Origin of the sequence: Kribbella sp. NPDC000426 (genome assembly GCF_040300265.1) — a bacterium.
Classification (GTDB): domain Bacteria; phylum Actinomycetota; class Actinomycetes; order Propionibacteriales; family Kribbellaceae; genus Kribbella.
In genome coordinates this window covers 1-20,301 of the sequence record NZ_JBEPDK010000006.1, presented here as the reverse complement: position 1 = coordinate 20,301, position 20,301 = coordinate 1, and the positions used below count along the sequence as shown (strand labels likewise).

General features: G+C 67.2%; 21 protein-coding genes and 1 rRNA gene. 15 read left to right on the top strand and 7 right to left on the bottom strand.

What is annotated here, in order from left to right:
- Positions 1 to 43: 43 nt before the first annotated feature.
- Positions 44 to 2,041 carry an ATP-dependent DNA helicase gene (locus ABT313_RS28710; RefSeq protein WP_350860277.1) on the top strand — a complete coding sequence of 666 codons (1,998 nt, stop codon included), beginning with the start codon at positions 44 to 46 and terminating at the stop codon, positions 2,039 to 2,041.
- Positions 2,038 to 3,015 carry a non-homologous end-joining DNA ligase gene (gene ligD, locus ABT313_RS28705; protein WP_350860275.1) on the top strand — a complete coding sequence of 326 codons (978 nt, stop codon included), beginning with the start codon at positions 2,038 to 2,040 and terminating at the stop codon, positions 3,013 to 3,015. The genes ABT313_RS28710 and ligD overlap by 4 nt, the downstream gene beginning before the upstream one ends.
- Before the next feature lie 169 nt (positions 3,016 to 3,184).
- Here ligD and ABT313_RS28700 read toward each other — a convergent pair whose 3' ends face one another.
- Together ABT313_RS28700 and lexA are read right to left on the bottom strand one after the other, a co-directional pair.
- Positions 3,185 to 3,694 carry a glutathione peroxidase gene (locus ABT313_RS28700; RefSeq protein ID WP_350860273.1) on the bottom strand — a complete coding sequence of 170 codons (510 nt, stop codon included), beginning with the start codon at positions 3,692 to 3,694 and terminating at the stop codon, positions 3,185 to 3,187.
- Between the two features lie 48 nt (positions 3,695 to 3,742).
- Positions 3,743 to 4,525: a transcriptional repressor LexA gene (gene lexA / locus ABT313_RS28695; RefSeq protein WP_350860272.1), complete on the bottom strand. Its 783-nt coding sequence runs from the start codon at positions 4,523 to 4,525 to the stop codon at positions 3,743 to 3,745.
- 369 nt (positions 4,526 to 4,894) lie between these two features.
- Here lexA and ABT313_RS28690 point away from each other — a divergent pair, with 369 nt between their 5' ends.
- Positions 4,895 to 5,401 carry a LysM peptidoglycan-binding domain-containing protein gene (locus tag ABT313_RS28690; protein WP_350860270.1) on the top strand — a complete coding sequence of 169 codons (507 nt, stop codon included), beginning with the start codon at positions 4,895 to 4,897 and terminating at the stop codon, positions 5,399 to 5,401.
- Here ABT313_RS28690 and ubiG read toward each other — a convergent pair.
- Positions 5,361 to 6,170 carry a bifunctional 2-polyprenyl-6-hydroxyphenol methylase/3-demethylubiquinol 3-O-methyltransferase UbiG gene (gene ubiG / locus ABT313_RS28685; RefSeq protein ID WP_350860268.1) on the bottom strand — a complete coding sequence of 270 codons (810 nt, stop codon included), beginning with the start codon at positions 6,168 to 6,170 and terminating at the stop codon, positions 5,361 to 5,363. The genes ABT313_RS28690 and ubiG overlap by 41 nt on opposite strands.
- The gene (locus ABT313_RS28680; RefSeq protein ID WP_350860266.1) at positions 6,160 to 6,726 is read right to left on the bottom strand and encodes a GNAT family N-acetyltransferase; all 567 of its coding nucleotides are present in this window, start codon (positions 6,724 to 6,726) and stop codon (positions 6,160 to 6,162) included. Before ABT313_RS28680 ends, ubiG begins: the two co-directional genes overlap by 11 nt.
- A 75-nt stretch (positions 6,727 to 6,801) precedes the next feature.
- Between ABT313_RS28680 and ABT313_RS28675 the strand changes: the two genes are divergently transcribed.
- Positions 6,802 to 7,392 (top strand): TetR/AcrR family transcriptional regulator, encoded by a 591-nt coding sequence (locus ABT313_RS28675; RefSeq protein ID WP_350860263.1) that lies wholly within the window; start codon positions 6,802 to 6,804, stop codon positions 7,390 to 7,392.
- Here the strand turns inward: ABT313_RS28675 and ABT313_RS28670 are convergent.
- Positions 7,385 to 8,335 (bottom strand): nucleoside hydrolase, encoded by a 951-nt coding sequence (locus tag ABT313_RS28670; RefSeq protein ID WP_350860261.1) that lies wholly within the window; start codon positions 8,333 to 8,335, stop codon positions 7,385 to 7,387. The genes ABT313_RS28675 and ABT313_RS28670 overlap by 8 nt on opposite strands.
- Before the next feature lie 84 nt (positions 8,336 to 8,419).
- Between ABT313_RS28670 and ABT313_RS28665 the strand changes: the two genes are divergently transcribed.
- From ABT313_RS28665 to ABT313_RS28650, 4 genes are all read left to right on the top strand, one after another.
- Positions 8,420 to 9,199, top strand: a complete 780-nt coding sequence (locus ABT313_RS28665; RefSeq protein WP_350860259.1) for a glycerophosphodiester phosphodiesterase — start codon at positions 8,420 to 8,422, stop codon at positions 9,197 to 9,199.
- Positions 9,200 to 9,534: 335 nt separating this feature from the next.
- The gene (gene nrdR / locus ABT313_RS28660) at positions 9,535 to 10,029 is read left to right on the top strand and encodes a transcriptional regulator NrdR (protein WP_130449420.1); all 495 of its coding nucleotides are present in this window, start codon (positions 9,535 to 9,537) and stop codon (positions 10,027 to 10,029) included.
- A gap of 111 nt (positions 10,030 to 10,140) precedes the next feature.
- Entirely contained in the window at positions 10,141 to 13,056 is a 2,916-nt protein-coding gene (locus ABT313_RS28655; RefSeq protein WP_350860257.1) for a vitamin B12-dependent ribonucleotide reductase, read from the top strand.
- A 230-nt stretch (positions 13,057 to 13,286) separates the two neighbouring features.
- Positions 13,287 to 13,715, top strand: a complete 429-nt coding sequence (locus tag ABT313_RS28650; RefSeq protein WP_350860255.1) for a hypothetical protein — start codon at positions 13,287 to 13,289, stop codon at positions 13,713 to 13,715.
- Here the strand turns inward: ABT313_RS28650 and ABT313_RS28645 are convergent, their stop codons facing one another.
- Positions 13,716 to 14,540, bottom strand: coding sequence for an aldo/keto reductase (locus tag ABT313_RS28645; RefSeq protein ID WP_350860253.1), 825 nt, complete (start codon positions 14,538 to 14,540; stop codon positions 13,716 to 13,718). It lies immediately after the preceding gene.
- Positions 14,541 to 14,751: 211 nt separating this feature from the next.
- Here ABT313_RS28645 and ABT313_RS28640 point away from each other — a divergent pair, with 211 nt between their 5' ends.
- Positions 14,752 to 15,381 (top strand): hypothetical protein, encoded by a 630-nt coding sequence (locus tag ABT313_RS28640; protein WP_130449426.1) that lies wholly within the window; start codon positions 14,752 to 14,754, stop codon positions 15,379 to 15,381.
- Positions 15,382 to 15,612: 231 nt separating this feature from the next.
- Positions 15,613 to 16,575 (top strand): hypothetical protein, encoded by a 963-nt coding sequence (locus ABT313_RS28635; RefSeq protein WP_350860250.1) that lies wholly within the window; start codon positions 15,613 to 15,615, stop codon positions 16,573 to 16,575.
- 59 nt (positions 16,576 to 16,634) lie between these two features.
- Here ABT313_RS28635 and ABT313_RS28630 read toward each other — a convergent pair whose 3' ends face one another.
- Complete coding sequence (locus tag ABT313_RS28630; protein WP_350860248.1) at positions 16,635 to 16,928, bottom strand: hypothetical protein; 294 nt, start codon at positions 16,926 to 16,928, stop codon at positions 16,635 to 16,637.
- A gap of 139 nt (positions 16,929 to 17,067) precedes the next feature.
- On the opposite strand from ABT313_RS28630, the gene ABT313_RS28625 reads away from it, so the two are divergent.
- The 5 genes from ABT313_RS28625 to ABT313_RS28605 all read left to right on the top strand — a co-directional run.
- Positions 17,068 to 17,421, top strand: coding sequence for a helix-turn-helix domain-containing protein (locus ABT313_RS28625; RefSeq protein ID WP_350860246.1), 354 nt, complete (start codon positions 17,068 to 17,070; stop codon positions 17,419 to 17,421).
- A gap of 50 nt (positions 17,422 to 17,471) precedes the next feature.
- A complete protein-coding gene (locus tag ABT313_RS28620) occupies positions 17,472 to 17,675 on the top strand; it encodes a KTSC domain-containing protein (RefSeq protein ID WP_350860244.1) in 204 nt (67 codons plus the stop codon).
- Positions 17,676 to 17,744: 69 nt separating this feature from the next.
- Complete coding sequence (locus ABT313_RS28615; protein ID WP_350860242.1) at positions 17,745 to 17,972, top strand: hypothetical protein; 228 nt, start codon at positions 17,745 to 17,747, stop codon at positions 17,970 to 17,972.
- 69 nt (positions 17,973 to 18,041) lie between these two features.
- Positions 18,042 to 19,355 (top strand): serine hydrolase domain-containing protein, encoded by a 1,314-nt coding sequence (locus tag ABT313_RS28610; RefSeq protein WP_350860240.1) that lies wholly within the window; start codon positions 18,042 to 18,044, stop codon positions 19,353 to 19,355.
- Between the two features lie 775 nt (positions 19,356 to 20,130).
- Positions 20,131 to 20,301: ribosomal RNA gene (locus ABT313_RS28605) — 16S ribosomal RNA — on the top strand; the annotation flags it as partial.

Sequence of the window (20,301 nt, the reverse complement as noted above, 5' to 3'; positions counted from 1 at the left end):
CTGCCCGCCGGACCGGAAATCTGTCGGCCCGGCGGGCTAGGGTGTGGCGGTGGGTGTTGATGTGCGGGATCTGCTGGAAGCTGCCGTGGCCGGGATCGCCGGTCAGACCAGGCCGGGGCAGGTGGAGATGGCGCAAGCCGTGGACACCGCGATGCACGACGGATCGCATCTGCTCGTGCAGGCCGGCACCGGCACCGGCAAGTCCCTCGGGTACCTCGTGCCCGCGCTGCTGCACGCGATCGAGGACCGCCGCGTGGTCGTCTCAACTGCGACCCTCGCGCTGCAGTCGCAGCTCGTCGACCGCGACGTCCCCGCGCTCCTCGACGCGACCGAGAAGCTGCTGCCGCGCAGACCGAAGTACGCGATCCAGAAGGGGCGGAACAACTACGCCTGCCTGCACCGGATCCGCGAGGGCGCGCCGGACGACGACGGGATGCTCGTCGACGTGCCGCCGCCCGGTGAGGTCGGTCGCCAGGTCCTCGAGCTGCGCGACTGGGCCGAACAGCAGCTGGCCGACGGGGCGGCCGGCGACCGCGACCACGCGCCCTCACATCAGTACCAGGCCTGGCAGCAGGTCGCGATCGCGGCGCGGGAGTGCCTCGGCGCGCAGAAGTGCCCGTACGGCGAGGAGTGCTTCGCCGAGAAGGCCAAGGAGCACGCCCGCAAGGCCGACATCGTCATCACCAACCACGCGCTGCTCTCGATCGACGCCTTCGAGAACCGCACCGTCCTGCCCGAGCACGACGTCGTCATCGTCGACGAGGCGCACGAGCTGCCTGCCCGGGTCACCGGTGCCGCGGGTGACGAGTTGTCGCCGCAGATGGTCGAGCGCGCCGCCAAGCGCGCCCGCCGGTTCGTCGACGACGACAAGGCCGACGACCTGATCGACGCCTCCGACGCCCTCCGCGCCGCCCTCGACGGCACCCGCGAGGGCCGGATCGAGGCGTCGAACGGGCCGGTCCTCGAGGCCGCCGCCCTGGTCCGCGACGCCGCCCGCGGGATGTACTCCGATCTCAACAAGAAGTCCGACGACAAGGACGACGACCCCGACGGCGCCAAACGGCAGTCCAAGGGCGCGGTCAAGGAGATCTTCGACGTCGCCGAGCGGGTCGCCGCGCTGAGCGACCTCGACGTCGTCTGGATGATCGACCGCGACCGGTTCGGCCGCGAGCTCCGGATCGCCCCGCTGACCGTGGCCGGTCTGCTCCGCGAGCTGGTGCTGCGCGACCGCACCGCGATCCTGACGTCCGCGACGCTGACGCTCGGCGGTGACTTCGACGCGATCGCCCGCCAGGTCGGTCTCCGGCCCGCGGACAAACTCGCGGACGACGACGAGATGCCGGAGCTCGACTCCGACGACGAGACCGCCCCGCTGCCGTGGCGCGGTCTCGACGTCGGTTCCCCGTTCGAGTACGAGAAGCAGGCGATTCTGTACGTCGCGAAGCACCTGCCGCCGCCGCACCGTGACGGGCTGGGCAAGAAGCAGTTCGACGAGATCATCGACCTGATCACCGCGGCGGGCGGCCGGACCCTCGGCCTGTTTTCGTCCCGCCGCGCCGCCGAGGCAGCGACAGCCGCGGTCCGTGAGGCCACCGACCTCAAGGTGCTGTGCCAGGGTGATGCGCAGCTCGGGGAGCTCGCCCGCGAGTTCGTCGACGACCCGGAGACCTCCCTGTTCGGCACGCTCTCGCTGTGGCAGGGGATCGACGTGCCGGGCTCGACCTGCAACCTGGTGATCATCGACCGCGTCCCGTTCCCGCGGCCGGACGAGCCCCTGATGGCGGCCCGTCAGCGCGCGGTCGACGAAGCCGGCGGCAACGGGTTCATGGCCGTCGCCGCCACCCACGCCGGGCTGTTGCTCGCGCAGGGGACCGGCCGGCTGATCCGCCGCAGTACCGATCGAGGCGTCGTCGCGATCCTCGACCCCCGCATCGTCACCCAGCGGTACGGCGCGTTCCTGCGCGCCTCCTTGCCCCCGATGTGGCCGACCGCCGATCGTGAGAAGGTGCTCGGTGCCTTGAAACGACTGCAGTCCACATGAGTCCGGCCGGTCCGCCCGTGCTGCCGATGATGGCGTCGCTGGGGCAGATGCCGTCCGGTTCAGGCTGGTCGTACGAACTGAAGTGGGACGGCATCCGCGTCATCGCCGAGGTCGACGACGGCGTGTGCCGGCTCTGGTCACGCAACAGCCACGACGTCTCCGGCGGGTACCCGGAGCTCATCGGTCTCGCCGAAGCGCCGGGCCTGCGCCTGCCCGCCGTGCTCGACGGTGAGATCGTCACGCTGGACGAGAAGGGCGCACCGTCGTTCGGTCTGCTGCAGCGGCGGATGCATGTCCGCGATCCACGGCAGCTCAGGCATCTGATCACCGAGGTGCCGGTCTCGGTCCGGCTCTTCGACGTACTCCGCTTCGACGGCGAGTGGTTGCTGGAGGCAACGTACGACGACCGGCGCGGACTGCTCGACTCGCTCGACATCGGCGACCCGTTCTGGGAGGTCCCGCCCGCGCTCCAGGACGGCTCGGAAGCCCTGGACCAGTCCGCCGCGCAAGGACTCGAAGGCGTCGTGGCGAAGCGGCGCAAATCCCGGTACCTTCCCGGCCGGCGCAGCTCCGACTGGATCAAGATCAAGCCGGTGCAGACCAGGGACGTAGTGCTGTGCGGCTGGCATCCGGGGGAGGGCAACCGCGAAGGGACGATCGGCTCCTTCTACTGCGGCGCGTACGCCGAACCCGGCGGCGAGCTCGTGCTGATCGGCAAGGTCGGATCCGGCCTGGACTTCGCCACCCTCGACATGCTGAGTGCCGAGCTGGCGGGTCTCGAGATCGACCGCCCGTCGTTCGACCCGTCGAGCATCCCGATGACCGACCGGCGGCGGGCGCACTGGCTCGATCCCGTCCTGGTCGCCGAGGTCACCTTCTCCGGCTGGGGCGGCGACGGCCGGCTCCGGCATCCGGTCTGGCGTGGATTGCGCCTCGACATCGACCCGGAAACGGTTCTCGTCGCACGAAACTGACTGTGCAGCTGCATTTGCAGGACCTCGCGACATGCAGACAGCAGCAGGAAATGTTCGAAATGCGGAGAAGAATCTGAGGTGCTGCGACGCCGTCTGTTCACCTGTCGCAGGAATTCAGCAAACCGACAGTTGCGTACGGCCCCGAATCCCGGTCGTCGCAGGGTCAGGGTCAGTCGTTCGTTTCCCTCGACGGTGCCGGCACCGCCAGTGCGGCCTCGATCTTGTCGGCCAGCTTCTCGGGCGAATGGGTGGGCGCGTAGCGCGCGATCACCCCACCGTCGCGGCCGACCAGGAACTTGGTGAAGTTCCACTTGATCCGGCCGCCGAGCAGGCCGCCCTGCTCGCGTTTCAGCCAGTTGTACAACGGGATCGTCCTCGATCCGTTGACGTCGATCTTGGCGAACATCGGGAACGTGACGTGGTAGATCGTCGAGCAGAAGTTCGCGATCTCGTTCTCGTCACCAGGCTCCTGGTGGCCGAACTGGTCGCAGGGGAAGCCGAGCACCGAGAAGCCCTGCCGGCGGTAGGTCCGGTAGAGCTTCTGAAGACCGGTGTACTGCGGAGTCTGGGCACACTGCGACGCCGTGTTCACCACCAGGAGCACCTGGTCGCGGAAATCGGCAAGAGACTGTTCATTGCCTTCGATCCGCGTGGCGCTGAAGTCATAGACAGTCGTCATAGCTCAATGCTGACACGACACGCCGGACTTCGCTCGCCGTCTGACATGTCAGACTCGGCGCAGAACTGTTACGACCTTTCCGAGAATGACGGCGTCCTTACCGTCGATCGGCTCGAAGGCCGGGTTGTGCGGCAGCAGCAGGATCTCGGTCTTGGTCTTCTTGAACGTCTTCACGGTGGCCTCGCCGTCGATCATCGCGGCCACGATGTCGCCGTTCTCCGCGGTCTGCTCCTGCCGGACGACGACCCAGTCGCCGTCGCAGATCGCCGCTTCGATCATCGACTCGCCCTTGACCTTCAGCATGAACAGCGTGCCCTCGCCGACCATTGCCTTGGGCAACGGGAAGACCTCTTCGATCTCCTGCTCGGCCAGGATCGGGTTACCGGCGGCGATCTGGCCGACTACCGGCACGTAGACCGCGTCCGGATGCGCGTCGCCGGCACCGGTCTCGTCGTACGTCGTCTGGCGCACCGAGCCGAGCGCGGAACGGCGGGCCGCCGCGTCGACCTCACCCGGGTAGCGCACCTCGATCGCCCTTGGCCGGTTGGGATCGCGGCGGAGCAGGCCCTTCTGCTCGAGCACGCGCAGCTGGTGCGACACCGAGGAGGAACTGGTCAGGCCGACCCGCTCGCCGATCTCGCGCATCGAGGGCGGGTAACCGCGGCTGTCCACCGAATCGCGGATCACGTCCAGCACACGGCGCTGGCGCGGGGTCAGTCCGGTCGCGTCGGCCGGCCCGTCGGGCAGCTCGGTCACGGTCCGGTCCGCCGCATCCGGACCCGCCCCGCCGCCCCGGTTGTCTTTGCTGGAACCGCTCGGCGTCCTGGCCATCGGTGATTGCTCCTCAGGTCGGGCCGGCGATCGCACCACCGGCCGAAGCTTGCTCGACAGTCATGACCGTAGACCGAATCCTGAGATTCTTCAAACATCTGTTCGAAGGCGTGTCGGTTCGCACATCTGTTCGTGTGTCAGGTTATAAGCCGCACGCGGGCAACTTTGGCGTCAGGGAATTTCACTGGCGTGTCCTGGTTGGAAGTGGTTGCGCGACGGGTACCTGTCGGTTAATCATTCGTACAGACGTTCGATCGAACAGGTGTTCGGTCGAGATTGGACGGGCCGCTCTGCAGAAACTGTCGGAGGCGGCCGGTAGACAGGACTCAACACCGCAGGACACGCACTGACCGAGGTCTGGAGGACCCGATGAGCACAGCAGCTCTGGCGGCAAACCCACTGGCACGACGTTCACCCGAGCCCGCCGTGGCGCCGGTGACCGCACCGGTGACCGCGCCGCGCCGCCGGCCGCGGATCGAGGGTGCCACCGACTCGCTTCCGGTCCGGGCATGCTCCGGCGAGGCGCTCGGGCGGCACGTGACGCCGATCCGTCGGCGCCCCGAGGTCGAGCCGTCCGCCCTCCGCCTGACCCGCCGCGGCCGCGTGCTGCTGACCGCCGTGTCGGTCCTGATCTTCGGCGCGGCGATCGTCGTCCTCGGTCTCCGCGTCACCGGCGTCCTCGAGCCTGGCCCGCGCTTCACCCATACCGTCCCGGTCCAGGTGGCGCCCGGTCAGACCCTCTGGTCGATCGCGCAGAACACCAACCCGACCGAGGACCCGGCGACGATCGTCGAGAAGATCGCGGACCTCAACAAGCTCTCCAGCCCGGCCGACATCACCCCTGGCGAGACGCTCCAGATCCCGATCGCCGGCTGAGCTTCGTCGCGTAGCCCAGATAGGACAGGTCGGTCCGCCGCACCTGACCGATATCCATTCGCAGACTCACCTCGCCGAACGACAGCTGTCCGAGTCGCATCCGCACGAAGTTCAACCCCAGCGACGTCAGACCCGCTCGCGGACCGAGCCCGGCGATTTCGCGCAGCCGCAGCCCGTGCCGTCGCAGGAGCTCCTCGAGCTCGAGCGGCTTGATGAACATCGCCCACGAGTGGACGCCGGTGTCGACGACCCGCGTCAACCGCCACTCCTGCAGCAGCTTCACGAAGAACAGCTTCGACGCCCGCGTCCGGTTGATCGTGTCGAACAGGTAGACCCCGCCGGGCTTCAGCACCCGGGCCGTCTCCGCGATCACTCGCTCCAGGTCGGCTACATGCTCGAGCACATCACAGCAGTAGGCGATATCGACGCTCTCGTCCTTCAGGGCAAGCCGCTCGCCCGCATTCACGACGTACCCGATCTTCAGGGCGTACGCCGAAGCGTGCTGCCGCGCGGTGCGGATCGAGACCTCCGAGGGATCGACGCCGACGACCCGGCATCCGATCCGCGCGAACTCCTCGGCCAGGAAACCGCCGCCGCAGCCGATGTCGATCGCCCGCAGACCGGCCGGATCGAGCCCGAGCCGGTCGAGGATGTCGCGGAAGTACGCGAACCGCGCAGGCGTGAAGCTGCCGTTCAGCGCATTCAGTGGATTCGACTCGTCCCACCAGCCGCTGCCCAGCCGGTCGTAGATCGCGTTGTCAATCGGCATCACGCCAATCGTCCTCCAGCAATGCGTACACGTACTCGTTCGCCCATTCGCCCTTGAACTGGAGCGCGTCGATGAAATGCGCCTCCCGACGCATCCCCAGCCGCTCGAGCAACCGGGCCGACGCGTCGTTCCGATCGTCCAGGACCGCGACGATCCGATGCAGCCCGAGCTCCTCGAACCCGACCCGCAACATCTCCCGCGCCGCCTCCGCTGCCAGCCCCTTCCCCTGGTACGCCGTGTGCAGCGCGAACCCGATCTCGCCCTGACGATCGATCTCGCTCTCCCACTTCAGCAGGACCTCGCCGATCACGGTCCCGGTCTCGTGAAGCTCGATCGCGAGCACCAGCCACTGACCCGACTCCGTCAGCTCGCCCTGCGAGAGCTTCTTCTCCAACGCAACCCGCGTCTCCTCGCGATCGCGCACCGGCCACGGCGTGTACCGCACCACCTCCGGCCGGGAGTGGAACGCGTACAGGTCGTCCAGGTCGTCCATCCGATGCGGACGCAACTCCAGCCGCTCGGTCCGCAGTGGGTACGCGGGTCGGAATCCAGTCACGGCACCATCCTCGGCTACGCTGTCTAATAACGTTAGACAGTACCCGCGCCCCGACCACTCCGACAACGAGATTTCATGACCAGACGCGACCCGTCGTCCCACGCCGCGGCCGGCATCACCGTCGCGGCGATCGCCGACGCCGCCTTGGCCGTCATCCGCACGAACGGCGTCGACGGCCTCACGATGCGAGCCGTCGCCGAACGCCTCCACGTCCGTGCGCCGACGCTCTATCACCACGTCCAGAACAAGTCCGACCTGCTCGACCTGGTGGCGCGCAACGCGTTCGACCAGTTCACCGCGGACAACGCGGCGTACGAGAAGCTGCGGACCATCGACGAATGGATCGCGCTGACGAGATCAGGCTCGCTCGAGCTGCGCGCCTTCTACGCCGACCACCCCGGTCTGGCCGGACTGATCCAGTCAAAGGCCACGCCGGATCGCGACCAGGGCGACGGGTCCCGCGCCGAACTCATCCGTGCCCAGATCGACGCCCTCGTCCGCCTCGGCGTACCGGGGCCCGAAGCGCGTCACCTGTTCGAGGTCACGGCTCGCTGGAGCCTGGCCGCCGTCGTCGCGGAGTCGGCCGACAGGCCCGATGTCTTCACCGACGGCCTCGACCTGTTCCTGTACGGCGTACGCGCCCGCCTGGTCGATCTGGTCAGCTGACGGTCGCGAGCCACATCTCGGCGTACCGCTTGCTGTCCACCGCGGTCGCGACCTGAACCGTGGTTGGCGACAGTCCATGCGGATCGCTGGTCAGATCAGCCGACCAGTCCCGCGTGTCGACGATTGTCCGTCCCCGTGACCAGCTTCCCGACAGCTCGATCCGCACCGGGAACGACTGCGTCGTCAGGCCCGACGGGTCAATCACCGCACAGACCGCGCCGCCGTCGCCGATGCTCGCTCCGTCGGACTGGTACAGGCTGCTCCGCTTCTCGATCAGCTTCCGCGCCAGGTCGGCCGACGGCGATCCGCTCAATCCGTGCGCCTGCTCCAACGTGACCACCACGTCGTAGAAGACATCCAGCCCGTACATCGTCGTCGGTACGCCGAGCTCGCCGGCCGCCGTCAGCACGACCGCGGCCGCCTCCGGATCGGTCCAGATGTTGAACTCCGCCGATGCGGTCGCGTTCCCGATGCCCGCGGCGCCGCCCATGAATACGATCTCGCGCAATCCGGCCGCCGCATCCGGGTACGTCCGGAGCAGCAACGCGATATTCGTCAGCGGCGCCAGCGGAATCAGCGTGATCAACTCACCGGTGGCCGCGGCCTCCCGCAGCACGTCGCGCAGCAACTCGACCGCATGCCGCGGATCCGTGGTCCGCGTCGAACGCGGCCAGTCGAGGTCCCCGAGCCCGTCGGCCCCGTGGACGTGCCGCGCCATCCGCACCGGCTGAAGCAGCGGTACGGCGGCCCCGCGCGCGACCGGCACGTCCGGACGGCCCGCGGCATCGAGAACCGTGAGCGTGTTCCGGACGACGTCATCAAGTCCGACATTGCCGCCGGCACACGTCACGGCCTTGAGGTCGAGCTCGGGGTGCCGAGCGGCGAGCAGCAGCGCACAGGCGTCGTCCAGACCCGTGTCGACGTCGAGAATCACCGGCTTCATGCCGACATCCTCACATCCGGCGTTGGCCGTCGCTTCATCGTCGGCTCGGGCGCCGTTCGTCTCGGCCGGTTTACCTGCGTGGTGATGTCTCGGACCGAGTCGTTCCTCCGCGCGCCCGGCACGCAGTTGCGGATCTGGGCACACCGCGGCAATTCGTCCGCCGCCCCCGAGAACACCGCTGCCTCGGACGAGGCCGCCCGTCGCGCCGGCGTCGAGTGGATCGAGAACGACGTACGCACGACGAAGGACGGCGTACCGGTCGTGTTGCACGACGAGACCGTCGACCGCACCACCGATGGGACCGGTCCGATCCAGTCGCTCACGGCTGCCGAGGTTGCGCAGCTGGATGCAGGCTCGTGGTTCGCACCGGCGTTCGCGGGGCAGCGGGTGCGGACTTTGGCGGCTCAGCTCGACGGGTTGAAGACCCGCGGCGGCAAGCTGTTACTCGAGATCAAAGGCGAGCACGCACGAGCTTCCGTGGTACGGATCGTGCAGGAGATCCAGGTGCACCGGATGAGTGGCCGGGTGTTCGTGCAGAGTTTCGAGCCGCAGCACCTGCGCTGGGTCCGCGAACTCGCGCCCGAACTGCCGCTCGGCCTGCTCCGCTTCGCACTCGACCCGGATCCGGTCGCGGTCGCGAAGGACCTCGAACTGACGTCGTACCACCCGTCCGACGCGGCACTGCAGACCCGGCCCGGGATCGTCCGCGAACTGCACGCGGCCGGCATCGCGGTCAACGTCTGGACCGTCGACGACCCGAACCGATGGGACGCGCTCGAGCGGGCCGGCGTGGACGGCATCATCACCAACTGCCCGGCCGAACTCGCCGGCTGGAACGCCGGCCGGTTCGCGCTCGCCGGCTGACGGATCCGGGCTGCCCGCCGCCCTCGAACCGCCTCCGAACCTCTCTCGGATCGGCCCGCTGCGGAGGCCGTAGTTTGCTCCTCGAAAGGGTCATTCGGGCGACGCCACGCGGGAGTACACGAGCCCGCGCGAGTGTTGGAACCTAGACACGCGCGGGCGATCGGGGCGTGCTTGCAAACTGTCGGAGCAGCGATCTAGGATCCCTAGATGTAGTGGTTACACGGGTGTAATTTTCCACAGGTAGTGGTTGGTTGCACACAGGTTCTACACAAGTTGTCCCCAGGCTGATCCACAACCTGCCCCCTCGGGGGTGGTCACGGGAGGAGTGATTCGTCGTGCACTGTCCGTATTGCCGGCACGCCGACTCACGGGTGGTCGACAGCCGGGTGGCCGAGGACGGCGGAGCGATCCGCCGCCGGCGTCAGTGCCCGGTCTGCGAGAAGCGGTTCACCACTGTCGAGCAGATGCAGCTCACGGTCGTGAAGCGCTCCGGCGCGACCGAGCCGTTCAGCCGGGAGAAGGTCATCAACGGGGTCGGCAAGGCGTGCAAGGGCCGGCCGGTGAACGCCGACCAGCTCGCCCGCCTGGGTCAGAAGGTCGAGGACGCGCTGAAGGGCAGCGGCTCGCCGGAGGTTCCCGCGCACGAGGTCGGACTCGCGATCCTCGGGCCGCTGCGGGAGCTGGACGAGGTCGCCTACCTGCGGTTCGCGAGCGTGTACCGGCAGTTCGAGTCCGCGGACGATTTCGAGACCGAGATCGCGCTGCTGCGGGCCGAGAAGGAGCCGCAGGGCACCGAGCCGGGCCAGCTCAAGCCGACCCAACAGACGTAAACCGGGGGAACGGTAGTTCCACGAAGTACAGGCGGTATGTGGCGTTCACGCAGTACTCCAACGGGGCGGTCCCGACAGACCGCGGTAGTAGACACAGGGCGAGGAGCAACCATGACAGAGACGGTGACCGGCCACTCGGGGTCGACCAAGCGGTCGGCGGCCGGGTTCCGCGGGCGGAAGAACGCGCCCGCGGGACTCACCATCGAGCGCGTCTTCAGCACCGAAGGCGTCCACCCGTACGACGAGGTGACGTGGGAGCGTCGCGACGTCGTGCAGCAGAACTGGAAGACGGGTGAGACGGTCTTCGAGCAGCGCGGGGTCGAGTTCCCCGACTTCTGGAGCGTCAACGCCTCGACCATCGTCACCACGAAGTACTTCCGTGGCGCGGTCAGCCACGACAACCGGGAGTGGAGCCTCAAGCAGCTGCTCGACCGGGTCGTGAAGACCTACCGCCGGGCCGGCGAGGAGCACGGCTACTTCACCTCGCCCGCCGACGCGGAGGTCTTCGAGCAGGAGATCACCTGGCTGCTCCTGCACCAGTACTTCAGCTTCAACTCGCCGGTCTGGTTCAACGTCGGGACGTCCTCGCCGCAGCAGGTGTCGGCCTGCTTCATCCTCGCCGTGGACGACTCGATGGAGTCGATCCTGAACTGGTACAAGGAAGAGGGCCTGATCTTCAAGGGCGGCTCGGGCGCCGGCCTGAACCTGTCCCGGATCCGCTCGTCGAAGGAGCTGCTGCAGTCCAGCGGCGGTACGGCCTCCGGCCCGGTCTCGTTCATGCGCGGCGCGGACGCGTCGGCAGGCACGATCAAGTCCGGCGGCGCCACCCGGCGCGCGGCGAAGATGGTCGTGCTCGACGTCGACCACCCCGACATCGAGGAGTTCGTCGACACCAAGATGCGCGAGGAGGAGAAGATCCGCATCCTGCGTGACGCGGGCTTCGACATGGACCTCGGCGGTCGCGACATCACCTCCGTGCAGTACCAGAACGCGAACAACTCGGTCCGGGTCTCGGACGAGTTCATGCGCGCGGTCGAGGAGAAGGGCGACTTCGGGCTGCGGGCGCGGCTCGACAACTCGGTGATCGAGACCGTCGACGCGCGGAACCTGTTCGACAAGATCGCCCAGGCCGCGTGGGCCTGCGCCGACCCGGGCCTGCAGTACGACGACACGATCAACGACTGGCACACCACGCCGGAGACGGGCCGGATCACCGCGTCCAACCCGTGCTCGGAGTACATGCACCTGGACAACTCGTCCTGCAACCTGGCCTCGCTGAACCTGATGAAGTTCCTCCGCGACGACGACCTCTTCGATTCGGAGCGGTTCGTCAAGGCGGTCGAGCTGATCATCACCGCGATGGACATCTCGATCTGCTTCGCGGACTTCCCGACCGAGGCGATCGGCGTCACCACCCGCGCGTACCGGCAGCTCGGTATCGGCTACGCAAACCTCGGTGCGCTGCTGATGGCAACCGGTCACGCATACGACTCCGACGGTGGTCGCGCACTGGCGGGCGCTATCACCTCGCTGATGACCGGTACGTCGTACAAGCGGTCCGCCGAGCTGGCCGGCATCGTCGGCGCGTACGACGGCTTCGAGCGGAACAAGGACGCCCACACCCGGGTGATGCGCAAGCACGCGGCGGCCAACGACGCGATCCGGACGATCCACGAGATCGACAAGGACGTCCACAAGCACGCGGCCGCGGCCTGGGACGGCGTCCTGAAGGTCGGCGCGAAGAACGGCTGGCGGAACGCGCAGGCCTCGGTGCTCGCACCGACCGGCACCATCGGCTTCATGATGGACTGCGACACGACCGGTATCGAGCCGGACTTCTCGCTGGTCAAGTTCAAGAAGCTGGTCGGCGGCGGCTCGATGCAGATCGTCAACCAGACCGTCCCGCGGGCGCTGCGGCAGTACGGCTACACCGAGGAGACGATCGAGGCGATCGTCGAGTACATCGCGGAGAACGGCCACGTCGTCGACGCCCCGGGCCTGAAGCCGGAGCACTACGAGATCTTCGACACCGCGATGGGCGAGCGGGCCATCAAGCCGATGGGCCACGTTCGGATGATGGCGGCGGCGCAGCCGTTCCTGTCCGGCGCGATCTCGAAGACGGTGAACCTGCCGGAGACCGCGACGGTCGAGGAGATCGCCGACGTCTACTTCCAGGGCTGGAAGCTCGGCCTGAAGGCGCTCGCGGTCTACCGCGACAACTGCAAGGTCGGTCAGCCGCTGGCGGACGCGAAGGCGAAGAAGGCTGCTGCGGCCGAGGCTGCGGTAGCTGCCGAAGCCGCGGTCGCCGAGAAGATCGTCGAGAAGGTCATCGAGTACCGGCCGACCCGCAAGCGTCTGCCGAAGTCGCGTCCGTCGCGCACCACGTCCTTCTCGGTCGGCGGCGCCGAGGGCTACATGACCGCCGGCTCCTACCCGGACGACGGTCTCGGTGAGGTCTTCCTGAAGATGGGCAAGCAGGGCTCGACGCTTGCCGGTGTGATGGACGCCTTCTCGATCGCGATCTCGATCGCCCTGCAGCACGGCGTGCCGCTGGAGACCTACGTCCAGAAGTTCACCAACCTGAAGTTCGAGCCGGCCGGTCTGACCGACGACCCGGACGTCCGGATGGCGCAGTCGATCATGGACTACATCTTCCGCCGCCTGGCCCTGGACTACCTGCCGTTCGACGAGCGGGCCGCACTGGGCATCTATTCGGCGGAGGAGCGGTCCCGGCAGCTCGACACCGGTTCCTACGAGCCGGCCCCGGTCGAGGTCTCCGAGGCCGAGTCCCTGAAGTCGGTCGAGCCGACCGAGGCCGCTGAGGTCACCGAGATCAGCGACAAGTCGGTCGACGCGGCCGCGGCCAAGCCGGTCAAGGGCGAGGCCCACACCACCGCGGAGATGCTCGAGCTGATCACCGGCACTTCGGTCGACGCCCCGCTCTGCTTCACCTGCGGCACCAAGATGCGCCCGAGCGGCTCCTGCTACGTCTGCGAAGGCTGCGGCAGCACCTCCGGCTGCAGCTGATCTCCAACGGCCGCCGCCGACTCACCAGTCGGCGGCGGCTCTGTAGCTGGCCTCAGAAGTTGGCCTCACTAGCTGATAGCGCCACGGCCTCCGGGAACTTCCCACTTTCCCCGGGGGCCGAGGTGCGTCTGCTCACGTGTTGCTCAGCTGGAGGGCTCGAAGCGCACCCGCCCTCTCCCTAGGCTCACTGGCAACCGCATCCGCGACCACATCGAGCCTGGAGCCGCCCTGTGCTGTTTCTGTCCTCGCTTCGACGCGTGCTTGCGGCCGCAGCGGCCGGGCTCATGCTCGCGGGCGTGCTGACCGCGGCTCCGGCGTACGCGAACTCGGCCGCCAACTGTTACGCCAACCACACCAAGGAACTGCTCAACTCGCGCCTGAGCGCCGCGGTCTACTGCACGGACGGCGAATGGCTCGGCGTCCACGACGACCAGGCAGACGGCTACAGCGCCCGCGCCGCGATCCAGCTGTACCAAAGCCAGGTCGGCTTCTGGTACGACGCGCACGAGTGCTTCGACGACACCACCGTCGCCGACTACCAGGGCTGGAGCTTCTGCAACTTCTCGGTGCCCGACGGCACCCTCGTGCGGATCCGGCTGTGGTCCTCCAAGGGCGGCGTCGAGTCCTACTCGGTCGTCACAGGCTCCTTCACCACCTGATCAGTGGCCGGCACGATCGGAGTCGGCGGCGGCTTTCGCCGTACCGTCGAGGTCCGACAGCGCAGCCAGCTCGTCGGCGGTGAGGTCGAAGTCGAACGCGGCCAGGTTGTCCGCGAGCCGGCCGCGGTCGGCTGACTTCGGGATGGGTACGACGTCCTGCTGGGTCTCCCATCGCAGTACGACCTGACCCGGCGTCCGCTCGTACTTCTTCGCGAGCTGCTGCACCGTGGGCTGGCTCAGCAGGTCGGTGCCCTTGCCCAGCGGGCTCCACGCCTCCGTAACGATCCCGTGCTTGGCATGGAACTCGCGCTCGGCCACCTTCGCCCAGACCGGGCTCAGCTGTACCTGGTTCACCTCCGGTGCCACACCGGTCTCGTCGATCAGCCGCTGCAAGTGCGCCGGCTTGAAGTTCGACGTACCGATCGCGCGCACCAGTCCGGCGTCCCGGAGCGCGATCAGCCCCTGCCAGGCTTCGACGTACCGATCCTGGTCCGGATTCGGCCAGTGGATCAGGAGCAGATCCAGATAGTCGACGCCGAGTTTCTCCGCGCTCGCCTCGAACGCCGTACGCGCGCCCTCGACGCTGTGCCACTTCTTGTTGAACTTCGAGGTCACGAACACCTGGTCGCGTGGCACGCCCTTCAGTGCCCGCCCGACGCCGACCTCGTTGCGGTAGTTCTCCGCCGTGTCGATCAGCCGATACCCGAGCTCGAGCGCCGTACTCACGGCCCGCTCGGCATCCGCATCGTTCATCGGCGACGTCCCGAGCCCGATCCGCGGCATCGCAGATCCGTGACTCAAAGTGACGGTTGGGGCCTGGCTCATCCAACTCCTCCTTCGGCTGACGCTGCCCCGACACCGTACGCCGATCACAGTCCGCACCCTCCGTGCAGACCGTCCGGAACCATCCGGATCGGCCGTACGCCGTACGGCCGGGACGACCTGTCTCAGCCCCGGGAAACCACCCTGCGAACTGTCGGAGCCGTGGTTCATGATGGTCCCGTGGGGCCTCGAAACACGTTGGAGGGGTGGGCAAATGAAGAACCGTCTGATCACTCTGGTGGACCTCGGTCTGGACAGCTCGTTCGACGCGTCGATGACGTTCGTCCAGGGCATCACCGGGAACATCAACGCAGGCTGGAACCGGCCGGTGATCGACGTGAACTTCATCCGCAGCCGCGATCACGAGACCGCCTTCTCCGCCCTGACCACCCCGTCCTCGGTCCTGCACGTGATGGCACACGGTGACCACAGCGAGGAGCCCTCGTTTCTCTCCACCGACGGCCAGACCCAGGTTTCGCTCCGATCCCTGGCCGACTGGTTCCTGGATCGCCAATGGGGAATCGCCAGCGGTGTCGTCATCGCCGACGGCTGCAAGACCGGCATCGGCAAGTGGCAACGCGCGATCCGCGACTGCCTGCAGGACGACATCACCTACATCGGCACCAGCACCGTCATCGGCTGGTACGAAGCGACCGTCTTCTGCTCGGCGTTCTACGGCGCCCTGGTCCGCAACCGGGGCCTCGGCCGCACGCCGGCCGAGCAGGGCTGGGACGCCGCCAACCGAGCCATCCGGGCCTACGAGACCCTCACCGACCAACGGTGCCCCTACAAGCCGGTCCTCCTCACCCCGTCCCGTCAAGCCCTCCGCTCCCTGACCGGCTGACCCGGTTGTCCCTCGCCGTCGGTCAGGCGCCGGCGCGTCCAGGTCGTGGGCGGCGACACGCTTTCGGCGACTACTTTGGGTGAGGCATGGAAGACTTTTTGTGGACTCGTCGTGTGGCGCAGTCTGTGGTCTGGGTTGCCGGTGGCTCGGATGGTGTGAGGACGGGGAAGCCGTCTGATCCGCAGTGGCCGACCTGCTGACCTCCGCCCGACGCGGTGAAGGAACGCGCCCATGAAGCTCCACCGGAACTCCCTCCTGACTGCTGCCGCGATTGTGCTGGTGCTGTACCTCGTGTCGCTGGTGATCGGCCTGCCGGATTGGTCGGCCGTGGTCCTCACCGTGGTGCTCCTGGTCCTCCTGGCCGTCGTCTGGAAGCAGCCCGACGAACCCCGTCCAGTCGTCACCAAGCCGGCGCCGCCCTCGGTTGTGCTGCCGGATCCCGATCCCGTCTTCACCGGTCCGCCGTCGCGGACGGTGAGCGACGTACGCCTGCCGTCTGCTTCGCCCGACTTCCAATTCAGCTTCTCGGCCGTCGTCCAGTGGTCGACCGTCCTGTCGGGCTCGCGCCACGCGGACCTCGGCGCGGTGGCTGTCGATGCATTGCTGGAGCGGGCGCGGTCGCTGACCGCGAGGCAACAGGTGACGGAGGAGTCGCTCAACCAGCACCGCCTGGCCGCGCTTCTCGGCGAGCCCGCGCTCGACGAGAAAGGGCAGGTGCGCAGCTGGGCGACCGAGGTGCGACTGCGACTGCCGGATGCGGACCACAAGCACCTCCTGCATCTGGCTGCCTTGCATCGGCGGGAGCAGACCACCCTGCTCGAACGCCGCATGGAGCAGGACAAACGCGCCTACTTGAAGGACGACGTCTTCGCCACGCCTGGTTCGGCCGCAGTCTGGTGGCTGGTCAACCACCCGGGCGACGTCGAGACGGCGCTCGGTCTCCTCGACACGCTCGCCGAGTTGTCGGCCGCGGCGAACGATCTCCCCATCCGTACCTCGGCGGAGGAGATCGAACGCCGGCGGCCGACCCGTGCCGAACTCGCCTTCAGCACGGCAGTCGACGATCTGACCGACCTGGACGACTCGGGTGGCCCGGAGCCGGAACAGAACGGCGCGAAGAGCCCCACGGATGAGTCGCACCAGCGTCCTGTCCCACGGCACGCGCCCTACCGAGAGCAGTTCTACTCGGAGTAGGCCGGTGAGGCGGGCCGGCTGCAGGGTTGGCCCGCCCCACCGAGATCGGCTACGCATAGCTACTCGTCCAGCCAACGGATCGTGCTCGATCCGCTGTGGCCGTGGATCGTCAGAAGGGCCTCGATCCCGTCCGGCCACACAGTCGTCGTTGCGTACTTGCCGCCCCAATGCAGTGCGACCGTCCCGTCGCTCCACTCGACGCCTTCGGCGACCACGCCCGTCCCGCTGACGCCGGACGGGTCGGAGTGGCGGTCCAGCACGAAGCAGCGTGGCCCGGTCGTGCTCGCGACCTTCAGATGGCGCCGCCGTCTGGCTCGCGGCAGCGTTGCGGTTCTTCCGCTGATCTCGTCCATGCGCCAAGTCAACGCGTGACCGGGTGTCCTCACCAGGAACTCAACCGGTATCCACAGCGAACAAATTCTGCCCACCGGCGGTCACCGAATCGCCATATTCTGATAGCAGGGAGTAACGACACGCAAGGGAGCGACAGGCATGACAATCATCGACGAGTGGACCGGTCGGCACGCACACGCCTTGCGTACGGCGCTGCGCATGACCAACGAAGCCTTCGCCGAGCACCTCGGCATCTCGCCGCGCACATTGACGAAATGGCGGGAGAGACCCGAGGTGGTGCCGAGTCCCTTCCTCCAGGAGGCACTCGACACGTTCCTCAAACAGGCGCCGCCCGACGCCCATCTCCGGTTCGCCGCCAACCTCGGCCTCGACCAGCGACAGCTGCCGATCGACGACACCGTGCTGACCCAGCTCAACACGGCTCTCGGCGACCTCGCCCGCGCCCTGGCACGGCTGCAGACCGATGATCCGGAGCGATCTCGCACCGCTTGACACAACCGGCAGACTGGGCGCCGCAGCGCGAGGTGCGGAAGGAGCGACGCATGAGGCGACGCCCGGTGAATTCGTCGAGTGTGCGGTCGGTCGGATGGTCCGACGGCACATTGGAGCTCGAGTACGTGAACGGCTACGTCTACCAGTACTTCGACGTCCCACAGCCGACATACGCCGCGCTCCTGGCCGCGTCCAGCATCGGCGCGTACATCAACAGACACATCAAGCCGAACTACGAGTTCCGCGAGATCTGAGTTTCTGTCAGTTTGGCGGCGGGCACCGGGGGAGCGCAGCACGGGGGCACGCCGAACCAGGAGATGGACATGGCTACCCGGAGAGCTTCTGCCACCCGTTCCCGCGCAATCTCGATCCTCGTCGTCATCTGGCTGCTGATCGGCTTGGCAGCTGCGGCCCAGCGTCACTACTTCGAAAGTTCGCGCACCTCGTGTGCCAAGGTCGGGACGGTGCTCGTGACGATTGTCGCCGGCCCACTGAACTACGTCGGCGCCAACCCGAAGATCGACTGCAACGCCCCGCAGCCGTCGCGATAATCCCGAGCCGGCGAACCGTGCCCGCCGTACCGTTCCAGCCACAGGACTGGAACGGGAGGGGACACGGACATGCTGGATGAGGGCGTCAAGGCCGACCTCGAGCAATTCAACGTGCCTGGCGTGAGCTGGGTCGTGATCGAGAACGGCGTGATCCAGGAGACCGGTACGGCGGGGCTTGTGGAGGCCGGAGGATCGCGCGCTATCGCACCGGACACGTTGTTCCAGGCCGCGTCGATCAGCAAGCCGATCGCCGTACTGGCGATGCTGCGGCTGGTCGATCGCGGCCTGCTCGACCTCGACGAGGATGTCAACGAGAAGCTCACGTCGTGGCAGGTCCCACCGACAGGGGCGTGGCAACCTGTCGTGACATTGCGGCAGTTGGCGAGCCACAGTGCCGGGCTGACCGTGCATGGCTTCCCCGGGTACGCCGAGGGCGCCTCGCTGCCCACAACGGTGCAGATCCTCGACGGCGTTCGACCGACCAACACCTTCGGCGTACGCGTCGACCTCGTGCCCGGCACCCAGTTCCGGTACGCCGGCGGCGGCACGATCGTCATGCAGCAACTCCTGGAGGACGTGACGGGTACGCCGTTCCGTCAACTGGCTCGTGAACTCGTCCTGGAACCTCTCGGCATGTCCGACAGCGACTACGCCCAACCACTGCCGCCAGAGCTCCACGGCAGAGCCGCCGTCGCGCACGACGAACGTGGTCGGCCCATCGAAGGCCGCTGGCATGCGTACCCCGAGCTGGCGGCAGCCGGACTCTGGACGACTCCAACAGACCTCGCCAAGGCCGCTATCGGCGTACAGAGGATGTACGCCGGTGCCGAGGACGCGCTGCTGCCGCAGGAGCTCGCCCGGGAGATGTTGACGCACCAGATCCCCGCGGGGCAGCGGATCGGTGGGCTGGGGCACCTGGGACTCGGGTTCTTCCTGGATGACTCCGGCCAACGGTTCGGGCACAGCGGGGGCAACGCCGGGTTCAGCTGCCACCTGCTGGCAGATCGCGACACTGGGCAGGGCGCCGTGGTCATGACGAACAGCGACAACGGTGGCTGGGTTGTGCAGAGAGTTTTCGCCGCGGTGGCTGCGGAGTACGGCTGGGAGGGGTACCCAGCTGAGGTGAACACCCTGGATCTGCCGAGCGACGAGGTACTTGCGGAGTTGGCCGGTGGTTATCGGCTAGCGGGCCGGCTGCCGTTCACCGTTGAGCGCTGGGGGAGCGGGCTCGAGGTGAGGTTCGATCGCCAGCCCGCGCAGCTGTTCATGGCGCGGTCGGCGACGACGTTCACAGCGATGGAGACCGAGTCGGGGTTCGAGGTGCGCGACGGCGCGCTGGTCTTCGAGCAGGAGGGCGTCGTGTTCGACTGCGTCCGGGAATAGGTGCTGAGGCCGCCGGGTTACACCTGGTGCCGTCCGGTTCGTGACCCCGGGCCTCAACCTAAGCCGCTACGAGCGGCCACTCGCCGAGAGGCGTCTGCTGGACGGTGCGGTACTTGACGAGGTGGGAGCCGGCTGACCGGCTCCCACCTCGTCGTCACCCCCACGAAAACGACTTGTGTGGGTGCGGCATGATGGAAGCGTCGCTCGCGGAGACGTGAGTGAGTGATGTGACCAGAGGGACCAGCACTGCTTCCCTCGACGCCGGTTCGCCGGGGTCGAGGACGGGTGCCGAGGAGCTCGGACGAGGGTCCGGGACCCCGATTTGCATCCGCACCATGAATGTCAGTAATGTTCTTCTTGTTGGAGCGAGGCGCAGGACGCGAAAGCGGCCGGCCCTTCAACAAACTCCCTGAAGGTCTCGGAAGCCGAAACACGCCTCGGCGGGTTTCGGACACTGAGTCACGCAGGGAGGCTGGATCGAAAAAGGCCGATTTGACCGGCTGGAAGCGAAACAGTAAAGTTGGGCGAGTTGCCCCGGAGCTTCAAACGAAAGTCTGAAGCGCGGTGTGCGTCCGATTCTTGAGAACTCAACAGCGTGCCGAAAGTCAATGCCGAAAGATGCATTAACCCCGTCTATAGGCATTCAATGTCTATGGCGGATTCCTTTGAAATATAACGGATGACAAGCCAGTAATGGTTTTGTTTCTGATTCAAAGGATCACTCAAAGTAGTCTGTTTTCCATGGCCTTTTGGGGTTGTGGTTGACATATAGATTTCAACGGAGAGTTTGATCCTGGCTCAGGACGAACGCTGGCGGCGTGCTTAACACATGCAAGTCGAGCGGTAAGGCTCCTTCGGGGGTACACGAGCGGCGAACGGGTGAGTAACACGTGAGCAACCTACCCTCAACTTTGGGATAAGCCTCGGAAACGGGGTCTAATACCGG